This is a genomic window from Rathayibacter sp. AY1A5 (assembly GCF_002930875.1).
Taxonomy (GTDB): Bacteria; Actinomycetota; Actinomycetes; order Actinomycetales; family Microbacteriaceae; genus Rathayibacter.
Genome location: NZ_PSTM01000035.1, coordinates 1 through 21,356, shown reverse-complemented (window position 1 = coordinate 21,356; position 21,356 = coordinate 1). Strand labels below are relative to the sequence as shown.

Sequence of the window (21,356 nt, the reverse complement as noted above, 5' to 3'; positions counted from 1 at the left end):
TCGTCGAGCATCGCGGGGGAGTAGTCGCGCACCCGGGCGGGCAGGATCAGCGACTCCCAGGCGGACGCGGGGATGGGCGCGCCGGCCAGCTGGTCGATCGTGCCGCTCGCGGAGTCGGACGCGACGATCCGCGGGCACGCGCTCGGCGAGACGCTGCTCGAGCGGTACGGGATCGTCACCCGCGGCTCCGTGCAGGCCGAGGGCGTCCTGGGCGGCTTCGCCCTCGCCTACAAGGTGCTGAGCGGCTTCGAGCAGCAGGGCCGCGCCCGGAGGGGCTACTTCATCGAGAAGCTGGGAGCAGCGCAGTTCGGCACCGCCGGCAGCGTCGACCGGCTCCGCACGTTCGCCCCGCAGGACGAGGCGCAGGAGCGCTCACGACCGGTGCTCGCGCTGGCGGCGACCGACCCCGCCAATCCGTTCGGCGCCGCTCTGCCGTGGCCACAGGGCGAGGGGCACCGCCCCGGTCGGAAGGCCGGCGCGCTGGTCGCCGTCGTCGACGGAGCGCTCGCGGTCTACCTCGAGCGCGGCGGCAAGACCGCCCTCACCTTCACCGCCGACGAGGCGGCCCTCGCCGACGCGGCCGGCGCCCTCTCGCAGCTCGTCCGCTCCCGCGGGGTCGAGAAGCTGACCGTCGAGAAGATCGACGGCGTCTTCGCGCTCGGCACGCCCTTCGGCGACGCCCTCGTCGCCGCCGGCTTCGTCGCGAATCCGCGCGGCCTGAGGATGCGCTCGTGAGTGCCGGAGGGAGCCCGCGTGCCCGAGGGTGACACCGTCTACCGATCCGCCCACAACCTCGCCGAGGCGCTGGACGGCGAGGTCCTGACCCGGTGCGACGTCCGCGTGCCGAAGTACGCGACGGTCGACCTCACCGGCGAGACGATCGACGAGGTCGTCCCCCGCGGCAAGCACCTGCTGATGCGGGTCGGCGATGCGCTGATCCACTCCCACCTCAAGATGGAGGGGAGCTGGCACCTCTACGCCCGCGGCGAGGGCGAGCGGCCGAAGTGGCACCGGCCGGCGTTCCAGGCCCGGATCGTCCTCGAGACCGAGGACTGGCAGGCGGTCGGCTTCGAGCTCGGGCTCCTCGAGATCGTCCCGCGCTCGGCCGAGGAGGACGTGGTCGGCTATCTCGGCCCCGATCTGCTCGGCGCCGACTGGGACGCGGACGAGGCGCTGCGACGCCTGTCCGCCGATCCGGAGCGGCCGATCGGGCTCGCGCTGCTCGACCAGCGGATCATGGCCGGACTCGGCAACGTCTACCGCGCCGAGCTGTGCTTCCTGCGCGGCGTGCTGCCCACGCGCCCGGTCGGCGGGAGCGGCGACCTCGTGCGCACCATCGCGCTCGCGAAGCGGCTCATCACCGTGAACCGCGAGCGGATCGAGCGCACGACGACCGGCAACCTGCGCCCGGGCCAGCAGCTCTGGGTCTACGGCCGCGACCGCAAGCCGTGCCGGCGCTGCGGCACTCCGATCGAGCGCGGTGAGCTCGGCGACGACGAGCTGCAGCTGCGGGTCACCTACTGGTGCCCGCACTGCCAGAGCTGAGGGGCTACTCCTCGACCGCGGAGCGGCGCCCGGGGACGTGCTTCTCGTGCACGCCGACGTCCGTCAGGCGCTCGATGCGGTCGACGTGGCGGCCGGGCTCGCCGCCGTCCGCGACGATCCAGCTGCCGACGAGGAGGAACCCGTCGCGGCCGCCGGCCGTCAGCGGGCCCGTGATCGTGAACGACCCGAGCGCCGGAGTCGAGAACGCCACGCGCACCGGATCCCCGTGCTCGAGTCCCTCTGCCGAGCGCTCCCCGCCGACCTCGTCGGCGTCCGGAGCCAGGGCGATGCTCTGGATCTCGGTCCCCGTGCCGAGGAAGACGTCCGCGACGACGAGCTCGCCGCCGACGGCCTGCCGGACGACCCCCTCGATCCCGTAGAGGCCGTAGCGCGGGGAGCGGACGAGGACGAGCACCGAGTCGCCGATCGCGACCTCGGCGAGAGCACTCCGGATCGAGGCGACGTCCCTCCGCGCGGGAGGGGCGGACAGGGCGTCGAGGATCGGGCTGGGCATCCGATCAGGGTAGCCGCTCCGGGAGCGCACCCGCCCGGCGGATCGGCGGCGGATCCCGGCCGGCTGAGGCGCCGGGTCGCATCGGCCGCCGACGCCGCGCGCGAGCGGCGGAGCGCCGGCCGGAAGGCTCCGGCACCGCGAGACCCCGGCACTGCGGAGACACCGGCACCGCAGGGAGACGCCGGTACTGCGGCAGGCGCAGTCACCGCCGGGAACGACGAAGGCCCCGCCTGAGCGGGGCCTTCGGACGATGCGGAGTCGGTGGGATTTGAACCCACGGAACCCAATAAAGGGTTCTCCACCTTAGCAGGGTGGTGCACTCGACCGGACTATGCGACGACTCCTGAGCGCCCGCTGGCGGACGCACGACGACCATCATAACCGCACGCGCGAGGGCCTCGCGACACGGGCGCCCGCCCCTCCGCGGGAGGGCGAGAAGCCGCCTACTGGTCCGACAGGGGCCGGCCGATGGTGCAGGTCTCCTGCTGCGCGGTCTGCCCGGAGACGTCGCTCGGAAGGGTGACCGGCCCGTCGGGTGCGCTCGTCGCGGGGGCGTCGGTCGCGGGGGCGTCGGTGGCCGGCGACTCCGTGGCCGCCGGAGCGCCGGTCGCCCCGGGCTCCTCCCCCGTCGACTGCGAGCCGCCGCCGGTGGTGCCGCTCAACGCGACCGGCTGGTCGGCGAGGAGAGCCGCGTTCAGCGCGGACGCCGCGTCCTCGCTCGGGTACACGCCGTTGCCGTCGATGAAGGTCGGGTACTGCACGAAGACCACGTTCGCGAGGTCGACGTCCTTCACCGCGAGGCCGATCGACACGAGGGTGTTCACGTTCTCGAGCGAGGTGGAGAGCTGCATGTTCGAGACGGCCGCCTTCGCGAGGCCGTAGAGGTTCACCGGGTTCGAGAGCGTCGACGCGCTCTTCACCTTGCGCACCAGCGATGAGAGGTACACCTGCTGGCTGGAGATGCGGGTGAGGTCGCTGCCGTCGCCGACGCCGTGCCGGGTGCGGAGGAACGCCAGCGCCTCGGCGCCGACGAGCGTGTGCGTGCCCGCGTCGAGGTTCAACCCCGTGTACTCGTCCTGGATCGGGGTGGCGACGCAGACGTCCACTCCGCCGACCGCGTTCGACATCTCGATGACGCCCTCGAACTGGATGAGCGCCGCGTAGGGGATCTCGAGCCCGGTCAGCTGCTCGACCGTCTGCACGGTGCACGCCAGCCCGCCGGCCTCGAGCGAGGTGTTGATCTTCGCCGAGTCCACCGCGTCCGAGACGGCGCCGGTGGCCGGGTCGGTGCAGGAGGGGATCGGGACGTAGAGGTCGCGGGGGAAGCTGACGACCTCCACGGTCGAGTGGTCGGCCGAGATGTGCATGAGCATCGTGACGTCGTTGAGGTTCTCGGCACGCTCGCCGTAGGCCCCGGCGGCCGATCCGTCGGCGCTGTCGCTGCCGGCGAGCAGGATGTTGACGCCGCCCTCGATCGCCCCGATCTCGGGCACGTCGCCCCCGCCCGAATCGATCCCGAGGTCGACGGAGGGACGCGCGCTCCCGGCGATCAGCGAGGCGGCGATCGCCACGATGCAGACCGCGCTGAGCACGCCGACACCCACGCAGGCCGCGAGGATCCGCGCGGCGAAGCGCATGCCGCTCGGGCGGCGCAGGCGGCCGTGCCGTGCTGCTGTGGTCCGGGTGGACGCGCGTTCGCTCATCGGGTCGTACTCTCTCTCGGCTGCGGGACGCGTGTCGTCCCGGAGTCAGCGCGCGAGGTGGAGAGCACCCGTGGTGCCGCCCGCCCTCGGCTCAACCGAAGAAGCCGACCGAGCAGGTCTGCTGGTCGGCGCTCTGGCCGGTGACCGATTCTGGCAGGGCAACCTTGGATCCGTCCTCGGGAGTCGCTGCAGGAGTGCCGGGTGCCGCCTCGGCCGTCGCCAGCGGATCCGCGGTCGCCGGGCCCGACGGAGCGGCGGTGTCGGCCGGGGCCGCCGCCTCGCCCTCCACGGTCGCGCCGGCGCCCGTGCCGCCGGTGATGGCGATCGGCTGATCGGTCTGCAGGGCGCTCGCCAGGACGTCGCCCGCGGCGCGGTCCGGCTCCACTCCGCTCGGAGTCGCCCCGGTCGGGTACTGCGCGAAGACGACGTCCGCGAGGTCGACGTCCTTCAGCGCGAGTCCCATCTGGACCATCGTGTTCACGTTGTCGAGACCGGTCGAGAGCGTCATGTTGCCGAGCGCCGCCTTCGCGAGACCGTAGAGCGCGACCGGGTTGAGGAGGGTGTCCGCGCTCTTGATCCGGCGCACGAGCGCCGAGAGGAAGACCTGCTGGTTGCTGATGCGGGTCAGGTCGCTGCCGTCGCCGATGCCGTGGCGGCTGCGGAGGAACTGCAGCGCCGCCATGCCCTCGAGCGAGTGCACGCCCGGCTCGAGGTAGGTGTTCGTGTAGGGGTCCGCGATCTCGGTCGCGACGCAGACGTCGACTCCGCCGACCGCGTTCGACATCTCGATCACGCCGTTGAACTGCACGACCGCGCCGTAGTCGACCCGGACGCCCATGAGGTCCTCGACGACCCCCGCCACGCAGCCGAGGCTGACGTCGCTGCCCATCGCCTCGTTGATCTTGGTGTCGTACCGGGCGGGGATCGTCTCGCCCGTGGCGGCGTTCACGCACTCCGGGATGTCGACGTACATGTCGCGGGGGAAGCTCACGACCGTCGCGTTGCTGTGGTCGGCCGAGACGTGCATCAGCATGTTGACGTCGTTGAGGACGCTCGTCTCCTCATCGGGGTCGCCGTAGGCGTCGCCCTGGCCCTTCCGCGAGTCGCTGCCGACGACGAGGACGTTGAAGCCGCCCTCCAGTGCGCCGATCTCCGGGGCGCCTCCGGCCTCGACGCTGGAGCCGGCCGCGCCCGGGTGCAGGTCGACCGAGGGCTGCACGGACTGGACGATCAGCGTCGCCGCGATCGCGACCACCGACACCGAGGCGACCACACCGACACCGCCCACGAGGGCGGCTCCCTTCACCAGGGTCCGCGCGAGGGTGTGCCGCTTCTGGCGGCCGTGCCGCACGAAGGGGCGCGGCGTGCGCGGAGTGTCGCGAGTCTCTGTCGAAGGGCCCGTGCGGCGCATCCGTCTCCCGGTGTCGAGGCGTCAGTGGTGCGGAGGTGAGGGCCGGGCGTCGATCCCCGGCGTCGCGCAATCCTATACAGAGGGCTGGCGCGTTCCGAAGGAGAGCGGGCAGGCCTCCGTCGTCGCGCGCCAGGACGGGCGTCGGACGGCGCCGGCGGGAAGCGACGCGAAGAACGGGACTCCGTGGCGGACGGCGTGGCGGAGGGCGTGGGATTCGAACCCACGAGACGTTTCCGCCCACCAGTTTTCAAGACTGGCTCCATCGGCCGCTCGGACAGCCCTCCCGGCCGCTCCCGCAGGAGCGACACCCGATAGTAACCGCCGAGCGCGCGGGACCGTGATCAGCGCAGCGCCGAGAGCGCGACCGCCACGCCGTCCTGGTGGACCGAGGGGATCACGGCGGAGGCCACGGCCCGCACCTCGTCGGGCGCCTGCCCCATCGCGAGCCCTGCGCCCTCGGCGGCGGCCCAGGTGAGCATCTCGATGTCGTTGCGGCCGTCGCCCAGCGCGACCACGTCGCTCCGCTCGATGCCCAGCTCCTCGCGGACGACCTCGAGCGCGGTGGACTTGTTGACGCCGTGCGGGGCGATGTCGAGCCAGGCGGTCCAGCCGATCGCGTAGCTGACCTGGTGCAGGCCCATCTCCTCGACCAGGGAAGTGAACTCCTCGATCCCGGTCTCGGGCGAGATCACGACGACGCGGGTGCACAGCCGACCGAGCAGCTCCTCGAAGGGGACGTGGGTCGTCTCGGCACCCATCACGGCACCACCCGGGAACGCCTCGGTGTAGAAGAAGGCGCCGTCCGCGTCCTCGACGGCGTAATGCGCGTCGGGGAGGGAGCGGCGGATGGTCTCCAGGACCTCCGTCGGGTCGAAGGTCTCGACCGTCTCGGGGACGTAGGCACCGGACTCGTCCCGGCGGAGCGTGACCGCTCCGTTGCAGCAGATCACGTACTCGGGCGAGATCCCGAGGCGCTCGACGACCGGCAGGGTGGAGGAGGGCGAGCGCCCGGTGGCGAGCATCACCTCGTCGCCCTGGGCGGCCACGCGGGTGATCGCGTCCGTCACTGCGCGGGTGATGGTGCCGTCCTCGTGCATGACGGTGCCGTCGATGTCGAGGGCGACGAGGCGGCGGCCGGAGGCGCGGGCCGCACTCATGCGACGGGCTCGAGCACCTCGAGGCCGCCGAGGTGGGGCCGCAGCGCCTCGGGGACGAGCACCGAGCCGTCCGCCCGCTGGTGGGTCTCGAGGAGGGCGACGATCCAGCGGGTGGTCGCGAGCGTGCCGTTGAGGGTGGCGACCGGAGCCGTCCTCCCCGACTCGGTGCGGTAGCGGGTGTCGAGGCGGCGGGCCTGGAACGTGGTGCAGTTCGAGGTCGAGGTCAGCTCGCGGTAGGTCTCCTGCGTGGGGACCCACGCCTCCACGTCGAACTTGCGCGCCGCGCTCTGGCCGAGGTCGCCGGCCGCCGTGTCGATGACGCGGTAGTGCAGGCCGAGGCTCTGCAGGACGTCCTCCTGGTACGAGAGGAGGCGCGCGTGCTCCGCCTCGGCGTCCTCGGGGAGGGTGTAGACGAACATCTCGAGCTTGCTGAACTGGTGCACGCGGATGATGCCGCGGGTGTCCCGTCCGCCCGAGCCCGCCTCGCGGCGGTAGCAGGTGCTCCAGCCCGCGTAGCGCTTCGCGCCGCCGGAGAGATCGAGGATCTCGTCGGCGTGGTAGCCGGCGAGGGCGACCTCGCTGGTGCCGGTGAGGTAGAGGTCGTCGTCGCGGAGGCGGTACACCTCGTCGTCGTGCTCGCCGAGGAAGCCGGTGCCGTCCATGATCTCGGGGCGCACGAGGGTCGGCGTGATCAGCGGGGTGAAGCCGGCGGCGAGCGCCTTCTCGAGGCCCAGGTTCATCAGCGCGATCTCGAGGCGGGCGACCAGGCCCTTGAGGAAGTAGAAGCGCGCGCCGCTGACCTTCGCGCCGCGCTGCATGTCGATGCCGTCCAGCAGCTCGCCGAGCTCGAGGTGGTCGCGCGGGGCGAAGTCGAAGACGGGGCGCTCGCCGACCGTCCTGACGAGCTCGAACGACTCCTCGCCGCCCGCGGGGACGCCCTCGATGATCGGGTTGGCGATGCGCTTCACCAGCACGGTGAAGGCGTCGTCGGCCTCGGACGCCTCCTGCTGGGCCTGCTTGGCGGCGGCGGCGAGGCGCTGGGCCTCGGCGACGAGGGCCGCCTTCTCGTCCTTCGGAGCCTTGGCGACGGTCTTGCCGAAGGCGTTCTGCTCGGCCCGGAGCCGCTCCGCCTCGGTGATCGCCGCACGGCGCACGCGGTCGGCCTCGAACGCCTCGTCGACCAGCTCGACGGAGTCGCCGCGCGCCTCCTGCGAGCGCTTCAGGACGTCCGGGTTCTCGCGCAGAAGTACGGGATCAATCACCCCAGCAGTGTAGAGGAGGGCCGGGACGGGCCGCCGCCCGCGCGTACCCCCGGGGCCGGCTGAGCATCGGCCGCGAGGAGGCATCCGATCGCGCGGACGGCTGCGAATCTGAGTCATCCCCCGAGAACGTCCCCCCGCGTTCGACACCCCTGCTCCCCTGAAGGCTCTTCCATGCACGCCACCCCCCTCATCGACGCGACTCCCGGCGTCGTCCTCGAGCGCGACGGCTCCGTCGCCCGGATCACCCTCAACCGCCCCGACGCCCTCAACGCGATCGATCTCGGCACCGCGCGACTGCTGCTGAGCACCGTCGCCGACCTCGACGCCGACGCCGGCTGCTCCGTCATCGTGATCGCCGCGGCCGGCCGCGCGTTCTGCACGGGCGGCGACATCTCGGCGATCATGGGGTCCGAGAACCCGGACCACTACCTGCGCGACGTCGCGACCACGACCGCCCAGGTGATCCGCCTGCTCGAGGACAGCCGCGCCGTCGTCGTCTGCGCGATCGACGGCATGGTCGCCGGCGCCGGCATCGCCTTCGCTCTGGCCGCCGACATCGTGATCGCGACTCCCGCCGCCCTCTTCCTCAGCGCGTACGGCGACGTCGGGCTCGTCCCGGACGTCGGAGTCACCGCCGCGCTCCCCCGCGTCGTCGGCCGCCGCCGCGCCCTGGACTTCGTGCTGTCGGGCCGCCCGGTCCGCGCGGCCGAGGCGCTGGAGTGGCAGCTCGTGACCGAGGTCGTGCCGCGCGCCGACCTCGCCGGCCGCGTCGACGAGCGCCTGCGCGCCCTGGCGGCGAAGCCGGCGCACGTCGCGTCCGCCGCCCGCCGCCTCCTGCGCACCGACCCGCTCGACCGCGCCGAGCGCATCGTCGAGGAGACGGACACCCTGGTCGAGTTCCTGGCGGTCCCCGCCACGCGCACGCTCCTGGACGCCGAGCACGAGCGCCAGGCCCGCCGCGCCGCCCGGGCGACCGCCTCGCTCTGACCCGGCGCGAGCGTCCTCGACGACGCTCCGGCTCCGGGCCGGGCGGACGTCCGCCCGACGGCCCGCGGATCGGCCGGGCGTTCTCCTCCGATCTCGGCTACGGTGGTCCCCGCGAAGGGGAGTAGTTCCCACCGTCCGCCGAGCGGACGACGAGGCGCGTCGACATGCTGGTCCGGGACGATCCGGGCCCGGCGCTCCACCCCGGCTCCGGCCGGGGCGAACGAGACCTTCGGTCAGTCGAAGCAAGTCCTGACCGGTCCTCTCGCGCGGGTCGGCGGACCTGAGCCAGGAGATCGCATGGCGACCACCGCCCCCACCCCCAGTCCCGCACAGGTGCGCCGCTGGCGCCGCTACCTCGCCGACGAGCTCGCCGAGGCCTCCGTTTACCGCGACCTCGCCGGCCGCCGCTCCGGCGAGGAGCGGGAGATCCTGCTCGCGCTCGCCGTGGCCGAGGGACGCCACGAGGAGCACTGGCGCGAGCTGCTCGGCTCCGCGGCGGAGCCCGCGCCCCGCCCGGACCTCCGCACGCGCTTCCTCGGCTTCCTCACCCGCCGTTTCGGCTCCGTGTTCGTCCTCGCCCTGATCCAGCGCGCCGAGGCCCGCTCCCCCTACGCCGACGACGACGACGCCACCGAGGCGATGGCCGCCGACGAGCGGATCCACGGCGAGGTCGTCCGCGGGCTCGCCGAGCGCGGTCGCAACCGCCTCTCCGGGACGTTCCGCGCGGCGGTCTTCGGAGCGAACGACGGCCTGGTCTCGAACCTCGCCCTCGTGCTCGGAGTGGGAGCGAGCGGAGTCGGGACGGGCGTCGTCCTGTTCACGGGCATCGCGGGCCTGCTCGCCGGCGCCCTCTCGATGGGCGCGGGCGAGTTCGTCTCGGTGCGCTCGCAGCGCGAGCTGCTCTCGGCCTCCAGCCCGGACCTCGACGCGAACCGCATCGTCCCCGATCTGGACGTCGACGCGAACGAGCTCGCCCTGGTCTACCGCGCTCGCGGGATGACCCAGGAGCAGGCCGACGCGCGTGCCGCCTCCGTCTTCACGGGCCTGCGCGGCGGCGCCGTCACCTCCCCCATCACGCTGGGCGGTCCCGCAGGAGACCCCGACGTCGACGAGCACGAGTCGATCGGCACGGGCATGGGCGCGGCGCTGTCGAGCTTCTGCTTCTTCGCCTCGGGCGCGATCATCCCAGTGCTGCCCTACCTGCTCGGCCTGACGGGGCTCGCCGCGGTGGTCGTCGCCTGCGTGCTCGTGGGCATCGCCCTGCTCGCCACCGGCGCGGTCGTCGGGCTGCTCTCGGGCGCCCCGCCTCTGGCCCGGGCGCTGCGCCAGCTCGGGATCGGCTACGGCGCGGCCCTGGTGACCTACCTCCTCGGCCTGCTCTTCGGCGCGTCCGGAGTCTGAGCCTCGGCCTCGAGGAGCTGCGCGGACTCGCGCGGCTCCTCGGCGCGGGGCCGCACGACGACGCCGCGCCACCGCAGCGCGGCCACTCCGACCGCCAGCAGCAGCGACGCCGGCAGGCAGCCCAGCAGGGGGATGCAGGAGTAGTAGAGGAGCTGCCGCTGGATCCACGCGGGCGAGGGCACGTCGGAGTCGCCGTAGTAGGGCGGAGGCGGCGAGGAGTAGCCGGTGTAGAGGAGCGCGAGGCCGATCAGGGTCCCGGCGAGGCCTGCCAGCAGGAGCACGAGGAGCCACGGGTTCCGCAGCAGTGGCGCCTCGCGCACGGGCTCGGCGGGAGCCGCGGGAGCGGGGTCGGCGGCCGGTTCCGGCAGGGGTGCGGGCGCGGTCTCGGCGCCGAGGCGGTGCGACCGCCGGCCCTCGGCGGCTCCGGCGATGTCGGGCAGTGCCATGATGCGGCGCGGTCCCGGCGCGGACGAGGAGCCGGGGCGGACCACGCGCGACTCCGGGGGCGCGGGACGAGCGGCGGCTCCGGACGTGGCGGCGGGAGCGCCGGGGGCGGCACCCGTGCCGGGCCTGGCGAACGCCCGCTCGTCGCCTCTCAGACGCTCCACCGGTCCCGAGAACCCGCGCTGGAAGGCCGGGTCGTAGCGCGGGTCGACCCGTTCGTCGTCGTCAGTCATCGTCGCGACCCGTCATCGTCGTCCCCGGTCATCGTCGACCTCCGGCTCGTGGGAGAGGATCCCGCGCAGCCAGTCGCGGGCCTCGAGGAACACCTCGTCGTCGTAGCGTCGCACGGAGGTGACCGGGCGGCGGTCAGCGCGCGGATACGAGCCGAGGAAGATCACCTTCGGGCTGAAGCGCCGCAGCCCCATCAGCGCGTCGGCGACCCGCTCGTCCTGGACGTGCCCGTCGAGGTCGATGACGAACCGGTACCGGCCGAGGGCATCGCCGATCGGCCGCGACTGGATCATGCTCAGGTTCACCCCGCGGGTCGCGAACTGCTCGAGCATGTCGAGCAGGGCGCCCGGCTGGTCGGCCGGGAGCTCGGCGATCACGCTGGTTTTGTCGGCGCCGGTCGGCTCGGGCAGCGCGTGCGAGCGCGAGACGTGCACGAAGCGCGTGACGGCGTTCGGGTTGTCGCCGATCCGCTCCGCCAGCACCACGACGTCGTGGTGGGCGACGATCCCGGGAGGGGCGATGGCCGCGTCCGCGGGCGATCCGCCCAGCAGGTCGACGGTGGCCTGGACGTTGCTGGAGGCGGGCAGGTGCTCGTGGCTGGGGATCTCGCGGTCGAGCCACACCCGGCACTGTCCGTAGGCCACGGGGTGCGCGGCGACGGTGCGCACCTCCTCGAGGCTCGTCCCCGGGCGGCCGACCAGGATGAACGACACCGGCACCAGGTACTCGCCGACGATGCGCAGCCCCGGGATCCGCGCCAGCGCGTCCTGCGCGGCCGTCACTCCGCCCTCGACCGAGTTCTCGATCGCGATCACCGCGCCGTCGCTGCGTCCGGTGACCAGATCGCTCAGCGCCTCCCCCACGTTCGCGACGCTGCGCCACAGCTGTCCGCGCGCCTCCGGGACCTGCGCGAGGGCCGCCTCCGTGAACGTGCCGCTGGGCCCGAGATAGCTGTAGGCACGGGTCTCGGGGGCGCTGTCGGGCATGGCGCAAGCCTAGCCAGCCGCGGTACCCCTGGAGGGGGCCGGACTGCCACTATGGACCGCATGACCGATCGCGCAGGGAAGCCGGCACAGGCCTCCGATCTCATCGACGTCGAGGCCCTCGTGAGGGCGTACTACGAGAAGAAGCCGGACGTCTCCGACCCGGCTCAGAAGGTGGTGTTCGGCACCTCGGGCCACCGCGGATCCTCGTTCGACACGGCCTTCAACGAGGACCACATCGCCGCCGTCACCCAGGCGATCGTCGAGTACCGGACCGAGCAGGGCATCACCGGCCCGCTGTTCATCGGCGCCGACACGCACGGGCTCTCCCGCCCGGCCCTCACCACCGCCCTCGAGGTCCTGGTGGGCAACCAGGTCCGCGTGCTCGTGGACGAGTTCGACGACTTCGTGCCGACCCCGGCGCTCAGCCACGCGATCCTCCGCTACAACAACGACCCCGCGCACACCGACCGGGCCGACGGCATCGTGGTGACCCCCTCGCACAACCCGCCCCGCGACGGCGGCTTCAAGTACAACCCGCCGCACGGCGGCCCCGCCGACTCCGACGCGACGACCTGGATCGCCGACCGGGCCAACGAGCTCATCGCCGACGGCAACCGCGGCGTGACCTCGGCCGAGCCCTCCGCGGTCGAGACCTACGACTACCGCACGCACTACGTCGCGGACCTGGCGAACATCATCGACCTCGACGCGATCCGGAAGGCCGGCGTGCGGATCGGGGCCGACCCCCTCGGCGGCGCCTCCGTGCACTACTGGCAGCTGATCGCCGAGATGCACGGCCTCGACCTGACCGTGGTGAACGGGGAGGTCGACCCGGCCTGGGGCTTCATGACCCTCGACTGGGACGGCAAGATCCGGATGGACCCGTCCTCCCCCAGCGCGATGGCCTCGGTGGTCGCGCGCGCCGGCGACTTCGACATCCTCACCGGCAACGACGCCGACGCGGACCGGCACGGCATCGTCACCCCCGACGGCGGGCTGATGAACCCCAACCACTACCTGGCCGTCGCGATCGACTACCTCTACCGCCACCGCACCGGCTGGCGCGAGGACGCGGCGATCGGCAAGACGCTGGTCTCCTCCTCGATCATCGACCGGGTCGCGGAGTCGCTGGGCCGGCGCCTCTGGGAGGTCCCGGTGGGCTTCAAGTGGTTCGTCCCCGGGCTGGTCGACGGCTCGGTCGGCTTCGGCGGCGAGGAGTCCGCGGGCGCCTCGTTCCTCCGCTTCGACGGCACCGTCTGGACCACCGACAAGGACGGCATCCTCCTCGCGCTGCTCGCCTCCGAGATTGTGGCGGTCACCGGGAAGAGCCCGTCGGCGCTCTACCGCGAGCTGACCGAGCGCTTCGGCGACCCGGTCTACGAGCGCGTGGACGCGGTGGCGACGAAGGCGCAGAAGGCGGCCCTCGGCAAGCTGGACGGCGACGCGATCGCGGCGACGACCCTCGCCGGGTCCGAGATCACCGCGAAGCTCTCGAAGGCGCCCGGCAACGGCGCGGCCGTCGGAGGCGTCAAGGTCGTCACCGAGGACGCCTGGTTCGCCGCGCGCCCCTCCGGCACCGAGGACGTCTACAAGATCTACGCCGAGAGCTTCCGCGGCCTCGACCACCTGCACGAGGTCCAGGCCGAGGCGCGCACGATCGTGGACGCGGCGCTGAACTCCTAGGCGCTGCGCTCAGTCGCCCGAGAAGGCTCGTTCCCGCCCAGGAGAACGAGCCTTCTCGGGAGACTCAGCGGCGGTGAGGAAAGGGCCGGCTACCAGCGCGGGTGGACGGTGGGGCGGAAGTGGGTGTCGTAGAGGGCGTTCACGGCCTCCATGAAGGCGGGGCCGAGGGGCGCGGCGGAGGCGGCGGCCGCGTTGGCGCGGGCCTGCTCGGGCGAGCGGGCGCCGGGGATCACCGAGGTGACGCCCTCCTGCTGGATGATCCAGGCGAGCGCGGCCGCCGCGGGGGCGAGGCCGTGGTCGTCGGCGAGGCGGGAGAACTCCTGCGCGGCCTCCACGCCGGTCGCGAAGTCGACGCCCGAGAAGGTCTCGCCGACGTCGAAGGCGGAGCCGTCGCGGTTGTAGCTGCGGTGGTCCTCCGGCGCGAACACGGTCTCGGTCGTGTAGCGGCCGCTGAGCAGGCCCGAGGCGAGCGGGACGCGCGCGAGGATGCCGACGCCGGCCTCGCGGGCGGCGGGCAGCACCTCGTCGAGCGGCTTGAGGCGGAACGCGTTCAGGATGATCTGGACGCTCGCGACGTTCGGGCGGGCGATCGCGGTCAGCGCCTCCTCCGTGCGCTCGACCGAGACGCCGTAGGCGGCGATCGCGCCCTCGGCGACGAGGGTGTCGAGGGCGTCGTAGACGGCGTCGTCGGAGTAGACGGAGGTGGGCGGGCAGTGCAGCTGCACCAGATCGAGAGTGTCGACGCCGAGGTTGGCGCGCGAGCGGTCGGTCCAGGCGCGGAAGTTGTCGAGCACGTAGTTGGCGGGGATCTGCTCCGCGCGACGGCCCATCTTGGTGGCGACGAAGACCTGCGCGTCGGGGTGCGCCGCGCGGTAGGCGCCGATCGTCCGCTCGCTGCGGCCGTCGCCGTAGACGTCGGCGGTGTCGAAGAGGGTCACCCCCGACTCCACTGCGGCGTCGAGCACGGCGAGGGCGTCGGTCTCGGCGACGTCCCCCCAGTCGGCACCGAGCTGCCAGGTTCCGAGGCCGACGACGGAGACGGGGGCGCCGGTGCGTCCGAGGATTCGAGTTTCCATGCCTCCACCGTAGGTGCGGCCGAGCCCGCGGCGGACCCCCTTGCGCGTGCTCTAACGTCGAGGGCATGCCCCTCCTCGTGCTCGGAAGCGCCAACCTCGACCACGTCCACCGGGTCGCCCGCATCCCCGCCCCCGGAGAGACGGTGCTCGCCCTCGACGCGAGCACCTTCCCGGGCGGCAAGGGCCTCAACCAGGCCGTCGCGGCCGCACGGACCGAGCCCGGCACCGTCTTCGTCACGAGCCTCGGACGCGACTCGGCGGGAGACCGGCTCGTCGCGGTCCTCGGCGAGGAGCCGCTGGAGCTGCGCGCCCGCCGCGGCGACGTCCGCACCGGCACCGCGCAGATCACCGTGGACGAGCGCGGGGAGAACGCGATCGTCGTCGACTCCGGGGCGAACGCCGCCCTGGTCGGGTTGACCGCCGAGGAGTCGGCCCTGGTGGCGGCGGCCGACGCCCTGCTCCTCCAGCTCGAGATCCCGACGGCGACGGTGACGGAGGCGGCCCGCGCCGCGCGCGCCGGCGGCACGGTGTCGATCCTGAACGCCGCCCCGATCGGCCTGCTGCCGGAGGAGCTCCTCGCGGTGCTCGACGTGCTGATCGTCAACGAGCACGAGGCCCGCGAGCTCGCCGCCGATCGCGGCATCACCGCCGCCGACGACGACGCGCTCGCCGCTGCCCTCACCGCGCTGGTGCCGCTCGTGCTGGTCACCCTCGGCTCCGACGGCGTCGTCGTGGCGGTCCGCGACCGCGAGCCGGTGCGCACCCCGGCCTTCCGGGTGGAGGCCGTGGACACCACCGGCGCCGGCGACACCTTCTGCGGCGCCTTCTCGGCCCGGCTCGCCGCCACGGGAGCACGGCTCGACGATCCGGAGCAGCTGGTCGCCCTCACCCGCTGGGCGAGCGCGGCCGCGGCGATCTCGGTCACACGCGCCGGAGCGGCGGTGTCCGCGCCGACGGCGGCCGAGACGGACGCGTTCCTCGCCGAGCGCGCCTGAGCGGGAAGCTCTTCGGGGAGGCTCGCCTGAGCGGGAAGCTCCTCAGGGGGAGACGGCGCGGACACCGACCTCGGGCGGCCCGCAGCACCGTCGCTCCGGTCGGCACGGTGCACTCCGAAGAAGCACGGGACCGCCCGGCCCGGCTCCGCTCCTCACGGCGAGGCGTCCCGCCCTGCGGACAGCCGCGCCCGCTCCCCGATCCGGCTAGTCGATCGCGGCGACCCGGACGGTCACCCGCGGCCGCAACTCCGGATGCACCCGGACGCACCACTCGCGCACCGCGGCTCCGATCGCGCGCGCCACGTCCGGCGCGGACGCCTCAGCGGTCACGCAGAGGTCGACGGCCACGAACACCTCGTCCCCCGCGACGCGGACCAGGACCGGATCGGCGAACGTGCCGCCGCTCGCGGTGCCCAGCGGCTCGACCACGATCCCGGTCGCGCTCAGCGCCGTCGCCGCATGCGCGAGCACGTCGCGCACCTCGGGCCTGGCCGGCATCAGGGTCGCGACACCGTCCAGGGCGCGCAGCTCCGCAGCGAGCGCGGACACCGGATCGACCGGGGCCGCCGCCTCGAGGCCGCTCACGACTCCTCCGTCCCGGGGACGTAGACGTCCTCCACGCGGACGTCGATCCTCGACACCCGCAGCTCGGTCTGGGTCAGCAGCCGCGAGTGCACGCGCTCGCGCACCTGCTGGGCCGCCTCGGCGATCGGCACCCCCCAGAAGACCGAGATCGTCAGCTCCACCACGACCTCCGCGCCCGGCTCGGCGATGTCGCCGACCAGGCGGCAGCGGCCGACCAGCACGCCGGCGACGCTGTCGCCCGCCTCGCGCACGAGTCCGCGGACCGCTCCCTCGGTGATCGTGAGCGCCACGTCGGGCTGGACGCTCGCCAGTGGGATGTCGCGTCCGGCCCGCGACTCGCGGCGCACCTGGGTGAGGATCGAGCCGAACCAGCTCTCCTCCGGCGCGGGCAGGCGTGCGGCGTCGTCGTCGATGAGCGCGCCGGAGAGGGCGCGCACGCGCTCGAGGGCGCGCAGAGTGCGCCGGTGCTCCGGCGACTCCTCGATGGCGGGGTCGTACGGCGTGCGCCCGCGGTCGAGGTAGTCGCTCAGCTCGTCGATGCCGATGCCGTCGCCCTCCTGCTCCGTCGCGTCCGCCTCCTGCTCGAGCGCGGGCGGCAGCACGACGTCGTGCTCCCCCGCGCGCTCCGGCCCGTCGCCGGGACCCTGGTCCGCGTTCATCGCGTCTGCTCCCTCATCGCCAGTCCTCCATCGCCACGACCAGCGACTCGCGCGCGCGGGCGAGCTTGCCCCGCACGGCGGTCACCGTGAGACCGAGGTGATCGGCGATCTCGTTGTACGACTCCCCGCCGACCTCGCGCAGCACCCAGCACTGACGCTGCGACTCCGGCAGCTCGGACAGGGCGTGCGCGAGAGCCCGCATGGCGTCGCTCTGCTCGGCGGCCTCGAACGGGCCGGGCTCTCGGGCCGGGGGATGCTCCACGGCGTCGACGTCGTCGGTCGGGCGGCGCTGGCGCAGCAGGTCGACGCTGGAGCGGCTGACGATCCGCATCATCCAGCTGCGCACGCTCGCCGGCTCCTTGAGCTGCGGGAGCTGCGCCCAGACCGTGATCAGCGCGTTCTGCACGGCGTCGGAGGCGTCGGCCTGCGAGCCGGTGAGGCGCCAGGCGTAGGCGCGGAGGATCGACTGGTGCCGCTTGACGAGCACCTCGAAGGCGCGCACGTCGCCCTCGGCGGAGCGCTCGGCGAGCAGCGCGTCGCTCGCCGCTTCCAGTCCGGGCACGGCGCCTCCTCCCTCTCCGCTCACGCGGCCTCGGGCCGCCTCTCAGGTGACGCTCAGGAAAAAGTCCGCCGAGCACCGTGACGAACGCCGTCCGGGCTCCGTCTCACTCATGAAAGCACAGCCCGACCGGATTCCCGCCGGGCCTTCGACCCCGGTCTGCTCAGCAACGGCAGCCGATGAGACGTCCAGGAGACCTCATGAGCGACACCACGCGCACCCCCTCCACCACCCGCGTCGACAAGACCTCCGTCGACACGGTCACGAGCCTCGGCGGCTCGCGGACCTCCGGCACCGCCCAGGGCACCACGGTCATCGACGACAGCGTCGTGGCAAAGGTCGCCGGCATCGCGGCCCGCCAGGTGCCCGGCGTCTTCGCCCTCGGCAACAACGCCGCCCGTGCCTTCGGCGCGATCCGCCAGGCCGTCGGCGGCGCCGACCACGCCCAGGGCGTGAGCGTCGAGGTCGGCGAGACCCAGGTCGCGGCCGACGTGACCATCGTCGTCGAGTACCCCGTGCCGATGCAGAAGGTCGCCGACTCCGTCCGCGCCGCCGTCTCCGAGGCCATCACCGAGCTCGTCGGCATGGCCGTCTCCGAGATCAACGTCGCCGTCGTCGACGTGCACATCCCCGGCGACGACAAGGACGACGAGGCCACCGAGAGCCGCGTCCGATGAGCGACTTCCAGCGCCCCGCGCCCACCGCCCCCGGCGGCCGCAGCACCGTCCTCGGTGTCGTGGTCGGCGCGATCCTCGCCTTCGCGGCCCTGATGTTCGGATTCTGGGGCTTCGTCCTCACCGCCCTCTTCATGGCCCTCGGCGTCGTGATCGCCCGCATCGCCGACGGCACCCTCGACGTGCGCAGCCTCGTGGACGTGTTCCGCGGCCGCACCACCTCCCGCTAGGAGCCCACCGTGACCGCTCTCGACACGCGTCCCGCATCGCCGGTGGCGGGCACCGTCACCATCACCGTCCGCTCCATCGAGCGCGCCGCCGTGGCGATCGTCCACGAGGAGCTGGGCGTGGAGGTCTCCGCGATCCGCGTCCGCCTCTCCGATGACCGGGGCGGCCTCGCCCTCGCGGTGACCGCGCCGGTCGTCGTCGAGCCGGGCACCGCCCCGGCCGGCGGCTCCCTGCTCGAGCGCCTGCACGGCGATCGCACCCGCATCGCCTCCCGCATGGAGGCGCTGACCGGGCGCACCGTCAGCCGGATCGACATCCGGGTCACGGGCACCCGCACCCGAAGCACGAGGAGAGTCGCATGAGCCCCGCACCGTCGGCGCCCGACACCCGCTACAGCCGCTACCTCCGTCGCGAGACCCACAAGTCCCGCTCCGCCGCGCAGATCGTCGTCCTGGTGCTCATCTCCCTGGTCGCGGCCTATGTCGGCACGGAGGCGGTGCTCGCGATCCTCGGCGCCGCGCCCCTGCTCGCCGCACCGTCCGCCCTGCTGGGCGCGATCGTCGGAGTCGCGTCGCTGGCGAACCCCGCCCTCATCGGCGTGGCCGTCGGCGCGGGCGTCCTCGCCCTGGTCCTGCTGGTGCTCGCACTGGCGCCCGGGGCCCGGGCCCGCCACACCGTGGACGACGACCGCCTCGCCGTGGTCGTGGACGACGGCGTGATCGCCTCCTCCCTGGCCCGCGCAGCCCGCACGGCCGCCCACTCCCGCCGCGAGGACACCCGCGCCTCGCTCGGGCGGCGCACCGCACTGGTCGAGGTGACCCCCGCCTCCGGCATCGCGGTCGACCGCGACGCCGTGCAGAGCGCCGTCGACGAGGAGCTCGCCCGCATCGGCGCGAAGCCCGCCCCGCGCTCCACCGTCCGCGTCTCGACCTCCGGGAGGATCTGATGACCACGAGCAACCGCTTCGTCAACCGGCTCGTCCTGCTCGTCGTGGGCCTCGTGCTCGCGCTGGTCAGCGCCGGAGCCGTCCTGATCGCCGTCTCGCAGCCGGTCCGCGACTCCGTCCTCTCCTTCGCCGACGGCGAGGGCGCGGCCCTGGTCTCGCGCCTCTCCCCCGAGGAGGGCACCGCCTGGAGCGATGCCGCCGTCCTGTGGCCGCTCTACGCCGTCGTCGGGATCTGCCTCCTCGGCATCGTCCTCGCGCTGGTGATGGCCTTCGCCCACGGTCACGGCCGCACCGGCACCGTCCTCCGCGACGAGGCCGAGGGCGCGCCCGCCGGAGGGATCGAGATCGCGACCGGCTTCGCGGAGGACGTCCTCGAGACGGCCCTCGCGGGCCGGACGGAGCTCCTCGACGTCACGGTCGCGGCCTACCGCCACGGCTCCGAGACGGCGCTGAAGGTGCGCGTCCTCCCCCGCGGCGGCGTCTCGCCCCGCACCGTGGTCGACGCCGTGCACCAGGAGGTCGACGCGCTCGACGCCCTGCTCGGCGCCCGCCTGCCGGTCCTGCTCGAGGTCGCCTCGAGCGCCCGGGCCGGCTTCTCCAAGGAGGACCGGGTCGCCTGACCCCGGTCCCGCAGCTTCCCCGGCACCCGCCGGCGGATGGTCACACCGAACAGAAGGAGCCCCTCATGGGTGCAGACGACAAGATCCGCAACGCAGCCGAGAACCTGGTCGGCAAGGCCAAGGAGGCCGTCGGCAAGCTGACGGACAACGAGCGCCTCGAGGCCGATGGCCACGCCGACCAGACCAAGGCCCACACCAAGAAGGTCGGCGAGGACGTCAAGGACGTCTTCAAGAAGTGATCTGACCGGAACCTCGACGGGGCCGTCACCGCATCAGCGGTGGCGGCCCCGTCGTCGTGCGTGGAGCGGGTGCGTCGAGCGTCAGACGCCCCAGAACATGATCCGGCCGGCGGAGGCCGCGTCGATGCTCTGGTCGTGGTTGTCGGCGGTGTGCGAGGAGTAGAGGATCCTGTCGCCGTCGACGCTGGTCACGACGCCCGTGTGGTCCCAGTCGCCCGAGCCGTCCCAGTCGAACTGGACGATGTCGCCCGGCTTCACCCGGCTCCGTTCGGAGTCGGGGATGGCGGTCGCGCGCTCGGGGTGCGCGGCGAGGTAGGCGTTGAACGCTGTCGACGACGCCCAGGCGGAGCTGTAGCCGCCGGAGGAGGAGTAGCTCCACTCGCCGTCCATCTCCCAGCCGCGGGCGATCAGCGACTGCGAGGTGAAATTGACGCAGTCGTTGCCCGAGATCACGCCGTACTGGGCCGAGTTGTAGTCGTTCCAGTAGGTGGAGAGGTAGTCGAGCTGCGAGGCCAGGCGGCTCGCGTCCAGCGCAGCCTGGGCCTTCGCGGCCTCGATCGCCGGGTCGGGCGTGTAGGCGAAGGTGATCGCCGAGGCGACGACCTTCGTGCTGGCGAGCACGCCGGTCGCGGCGGGGCTGGGAGTGGCGGTCGCGGTCGGGGCGGCGAGGTCGGTCGAGGCCTCGGCCGTCGTGCCCTCCGCGGCGCCCGACGTGTCGACGGCCGGCTGCACCGCGTCGGCCGGGGTCCCGTCGACGGTGACCGCCGCGGCGGAGTCGGTGACCGCGTCGAACGTGATGGCCTGACCGTCGGCGTCGAAGAAGGCGACCGGGACCTCGCCCGCTGCCTCTCCGTCGGCCGGAGGGGCGGTGACCGTGATCTGGTCGGGGTTGTCGACCGCGACGCTGCCCTCGGCCTCGCCGAAGCGGACGGTGGCGACCGAGTCCAGGTTCGATCCCTCGAGCGTCACGCTCGTGCCGCCGGCGACGGTGCCGGAGGTGGTGGAGACGGAGCTGAGGACGACCCGGGCGGAGGCGGTGGTCGCGGGGAGCACGGCGACGCTGGTCGAGGTCGGAGCAGCGGAGGGCGTCGCGGTGGCCGACTCGGCCGAGGAGCCGGTGCCGACGGTGAGGCTCAGGCTCGACGCGACGGCCACGACGACGAGCCCGCCGGAGACGGCGAGCGCCAGCGTGCGCGGGGACGGGCGGAAGAAGGAGGCCCCGCGGCGGGCGGGCGCGGTGCGGAGCCGGTGCCCCTCCGCTTCGCGGCGGTCGCGGCGGGACGAGAACGATCCCTCCGGGGCGGGGTGCACCGGAGCGGGAGCCGAGGGCTGCGCGGGTGCGGCGGGCCGGATGCGGCCTTCGCGCTCGCGGGCCTCGCGACGGAGGTAGCGGCTGTAGCGGGTGTCGGGCGCCGACGGTGCGGGGCTCATGCGACTCTCCTCGTCCTTTG

At 73.4% G+C, this 21,356-nt stretch carries 24 protein-coding genes and 2 tRNA genes; 12 read left to right on the top strand and 14 right to left on the bottom strand.

The features are described 5' to 3' along the window. The first annotated feature begins 189 nt into the window (after positions 1-189). Positions 190-735, top strand: coding sequence for a hypothetical protein (locus C5B98_RS15970; RefSeq protein WP_219814451.1), 546 nt, complete (start codon positions 190-192; stop codon positions 733-735). Positions 736-753: 18 nt separating this feature from the next. Then, entirely contained in the window at positions 754-1,545 is a 792-nt protein-coding gene (locus tag C5B98_RS15965) for a DNA-formamidopyrimidine glycosylase family protein (RefSeq protein ID WP_104226773.1), read from the top strand. Between the two features lie 4 nt (positions 1,546-1,549). Here the strand turns inward: C5B98_RS15965 and C5B98_RS15960 are convergent, their stop codons facing one another. The 7 genes from C5B98_RS15960 to serS all read right to left on the bottom strand — a co-directional run bounded on the left by C5B98_RS15960 (position 1,550) and on the right by serS (position 7,592). Further along, positions 1,550-2,059 (bottom strand): hypothetical protein, encoded by a 510-nt coding sequence (locus C5B98_RS15960; protein ID WP_104328090.1) that lies wholly within the window; start codon positions 2,057-2,059, stop codon positions 1,550-1,552. A 253-nt stretch (positions 2,060-2,312) separates the two neighbouring features. Next, a tRNA-Ser gene (locus C5B98_RS15955) sits at positions 2,313-2,403 on the bottom strand. Between the two features lie 99 nt (positions 2,404-2,502). Beyond that, positions 2,503-3,762 carry an LCP family protein gene (locus tag C5B98_RS15950; protein WP_104328089.1) on the bottom strand — a complete coding sequence of 420 codons (1,260 nt, stop codon included), beginning with the start codon at positions 3,760-3,762 and terminating at the stop codon, positions 2,503-2,505. A 91-nt stretch (positions 3,763-3,853) separates the two neighbouring features. Then, positions 3,854-5,113: an LCP family protein gene (locus tag C5B98_RS15945; RefSeq protein ID WP_258063535.1), complete on the bottom strand. Its 1,260-nt coding sequence runs from the start codon at positions 5,111-5,113 to the stop codon at positions 3,854-3,856. Positions 5,114-5,369: 256 nt separating this feature from the next. Further along, positions 5,370-5,457, bottom strand: a tRNA-Ser gene (locus tag C5B98_RS15940). 57 nt (positions 5,458-5,514) lie between these two features. Beyond that, complete coding sequence (locus C5B98_RS15935) at positions 5,515-6,330, bottom strand: HAD family hydrolase (protein ID WP_104226776.1); 816 nt, start codon at positions 6,328-6,330, stop codon at positions 5,515-5,517. After that, positions 6,327-7,592, bottom strand: a complete 1,266-nt coding sequence (gene serS, locus C5B98_RS15930) for a serine--tRNA ligase (RefSeq protein ID WP_104328087.1) — start codon at positions 7,590-7,592, stop codon at positions 6,327-6,329. Before serS ends, C5B98_RS15935 begins: the two co-directional genes overlap by 4 nt. 171 nt (positions 7,593-7,763) lie before the next feature. On the opposite strand from serS, the gene C5B98_RS15925 reads away from it, so the two are divergent. Both C5B98_RS15925 and C5B98_RS15920 read left to right on the top strand, forming a co-directional pair. Then, positions 7,764-8,579: an enoyl-CoA hydratase/isomerase family protein gene (locus C5B98_RS15925; RefSeq protein ID WP_104328086.1), complete on the top strand. Its 816-nt coding sequence runs from the start codon at positions 7,764-7,766 to the stop codon at positions 8,577-8,579. A 297-nt stretch (positions 8,580-8,876) separates the two neighbouring features. Beyond that, positions 8,877-9,980, top strand: a complete 1,104-nt coding sequence (locus C5B98_RS15920) for a VIT1/CCC1 family protein (protein ID WP_104224963.1) — start codon at positions 8,877-8,879, stop codon at positions 9,978-9,980. Here C5B98_RS15920 and C5B98_RS15915 read toward each other — a convergent pair. Together C5B98_RS15915 and pheA are read right to left on the bottom strand one after the other, a co-directional pair. Continuing rightward, the gene (locus C5B98_RS15915; protein WP_104328085.1) at positions 9,941-10,657 is read right to left on the bottom strand and encodes a hypothetical protein; all 717 of its coding nucleotides are present in this window, start codon (positions 10,655-10,657) and stop codon (positions 9,941-9,943) included. The genes C5B98_RS15920 and C5B98_RS15915 overlap by 40 nt on opposite strands. A gap of 12 nt (positions 10,658-10,669) precedes the next feature. Beyond that, positions 10,670-11,641 carry a prephenate dehydratase gene (gene pheA / locus C5B98_RS15910; RefSeq protein WP_104226780.1) on the bottom strand — a complete coding sequence of 324 codons (972 nt, stop codon included), beginning with the start codon at positions 11,639-11,641 and terminating at the stop codon, positions 10,670-10,672. Positions 11,642-11,701: 60 nt separating this feature from the next. Between pheA and pgm the strand changes: the two genes are divergently transcribed. Continuing rightward, positions 11,702-13,324: a phosphoglucomutase (alpha-D-glucose-1,6-bisphosphate-dependent) gene (gene pgm / locus C5B98_RS15905; protein WP_104226793.1), complete on the top strand. Its 1,623-nt coding sequence runs from the start codon at positions 11,702-11,704 to the stop codon at positions 13,322-13,324. Positions 13,325-13,413: 89 nt separating this feature from the next. Here the strand turns inward: pgm and C5B98_RS15900 are convergent, their stop codons facing one another. Then, positions 13,414-14,400 carry an aldo/keto reductase gene (locus C5B98_RS15900; protein WP_104226781.1) on the bottom strand — a complete coding sequence of 329 codons (987 nt, stop codon included), beginning with the start codon at positions 14,398-14,400 and terminating at the stop codon, positions 13,414-13,416. 65 nt (positions 14,401-14,465) lie between these two features. Between C5B98_RS15900 and C5B98_RS15895 the strand changes: the two genes are divergently transcribed. Beyond that, entirely contained in the window at positions 14,466-15,395 is a 930-nt protein-coding gene (locus C5B98_RS15895; protein ID WP_104328084.1) for a ribokinase, read from the top strand. Positions 15,396-15,599: 204 nt separating this feature from the next. Here C5B98_RS15895 and C5B98_RS15890 read toward each other — a convergent pair whose 3' ends face one another. The 3 genes from C5B98_RS15890 to C5B98_RS15880 are packed head-to-tail and all read right to left on the bottom strand — an operon-like array spanning position 15,600 to position 17,201. Beyond that, entirely contained in the window at positions 15,600-15,980 is a 381-nt protein-coding gene (locus C5B98_RS15890; RefSeq protein WP_104328083.1) for a hypothetical protein, read from the bottom strand. Continuing rightward, positions 15,977-16,639 (bottom strand): Asp23/Gls24 family envelope stress response protein, encoded by a 663-nt coding sequence (locus C5B98_RS15885; RefSeq protein ID WP_104233947.1) that lies wholly within the window; start codon positions 16,637-16,639, stop codon positions 15,977-15,979. Before C5B98_RS15885 ends, C5B98_RS15890 begins: the two co-directional genes overlap by 4 nt. Before the next feature lie 13 nt (positions 16,640-16,652). Then, positions 16,653-17,201 carry an RNA polymerase sigma factor gene (locus C5B98_RS15880; RefSeq protein ID WP_104224956.1) on the bottom strand — a complete coding sequence of 183 codons (549 nt, stop codon included), beginning with the start codon at positions 17,199-17,201 and terminating at the stop codon, positions 16,653-16,655. Between the two features lie 197 nt (positions 17,202-17,398). Between C5B98_RS15880 and C5B98_RS15875 the strand changes: the two genes are divergently transcribed. From C5B98_RS15875 to C5B98_RS15850, 6 genes are all read left to right on the top strand, one after another. Continuing rightward, entirely contained in the window at positions 17,399-17,875 is a 477-nt protein-coding gene (locus C5B98_RS15875; protein ID WP_104226785.1) for an Asp23/Gls24 family envelope stress response protein, read from the top strand. Further along, positions 17,872-18,102: a DUF2273 domain-containing protein gene (locus C5B98_RS15870; RefSeq protein WP_104224954.1), complete on the top strand. Its 231-nt coding sequence runs from the start codon at positions 17,872-17,874 to the stop codon at positions 18,100-18,102. The genes C5B98_RS15875 and C5B98_RS15870 overlap by 4 nt, the downstream gene beginning before the upstream one ends. Before the next feature lie 9 nt (positions 18,103-18,111). Continuing rightward, positions 18,112-18,462 carry a hypothetical protein gene (locus C5B98_RS15865; RefSeq protein WP_104224953.1) on the top strand — a complete coding sequence of 117 codons (351 nt, stop codon included), beginning with the start codon at positions 18,112-18,114 and terminating at the stop codon, positions 18,460-18,462. Then, a complete protein-coding gene (locus C5B98_RS15860; RefSeq protein ID WP_104224952.1) occupies positions 18,459-19,046 on the top strand; it encodes a DUF6286 domain-containing protein in 588 nt (195 codons plus the stop codon). Before C5B98_RS15865 ends, C5B98_RS15860 begins: the two co-directional genes overlap by 4 nt. Then, positions 19,046-19,666, top strand: a complete 621-nt coding sequence (locus C5B98_RS15855; protein ID WP_104224951.1) for a hypothetical protein — start codon at positions 19,046-19,048, stop codon at positions 19,664-19,666. The genes C5B98_RS15860 and C5B98_RS15855 overlap by 1 nt, the downstream gene beginning before the upstream one ends. A gap of 65 nt (positions 19,667-19,731) precedes the next feature. After that, the gene (locus tag C5B98_RS15850) at positions 19,732-19,905 is read left to right on the top strand and encodes a CsbD family protein (RefSeq protein ID WP_104224950.1); all 174 of its coding nucleotides are present in this window, start codon (positions 19,732-19,734) and stop codon (positions 19,903-19,905) included. Positions 19,906-19,986: 81 nt separating this feature from the next. Here the strand turns inward: C5B98_RS15850 and C5B98_RS15845 are convergent, their stop codons facing one another. Next, positions 19,987-21,336, bottom strand: coding sequence for an amidase domain-containing protein (locus tag C5B98_RS15845; RefSeq protein WP_146076987.1), 1,350 nt, complete (start codon positions 21,334-21,336; stop codon positions 19,987-19,989). Positions 21,337-21,356: the final 20 nt, after the last annotated feature.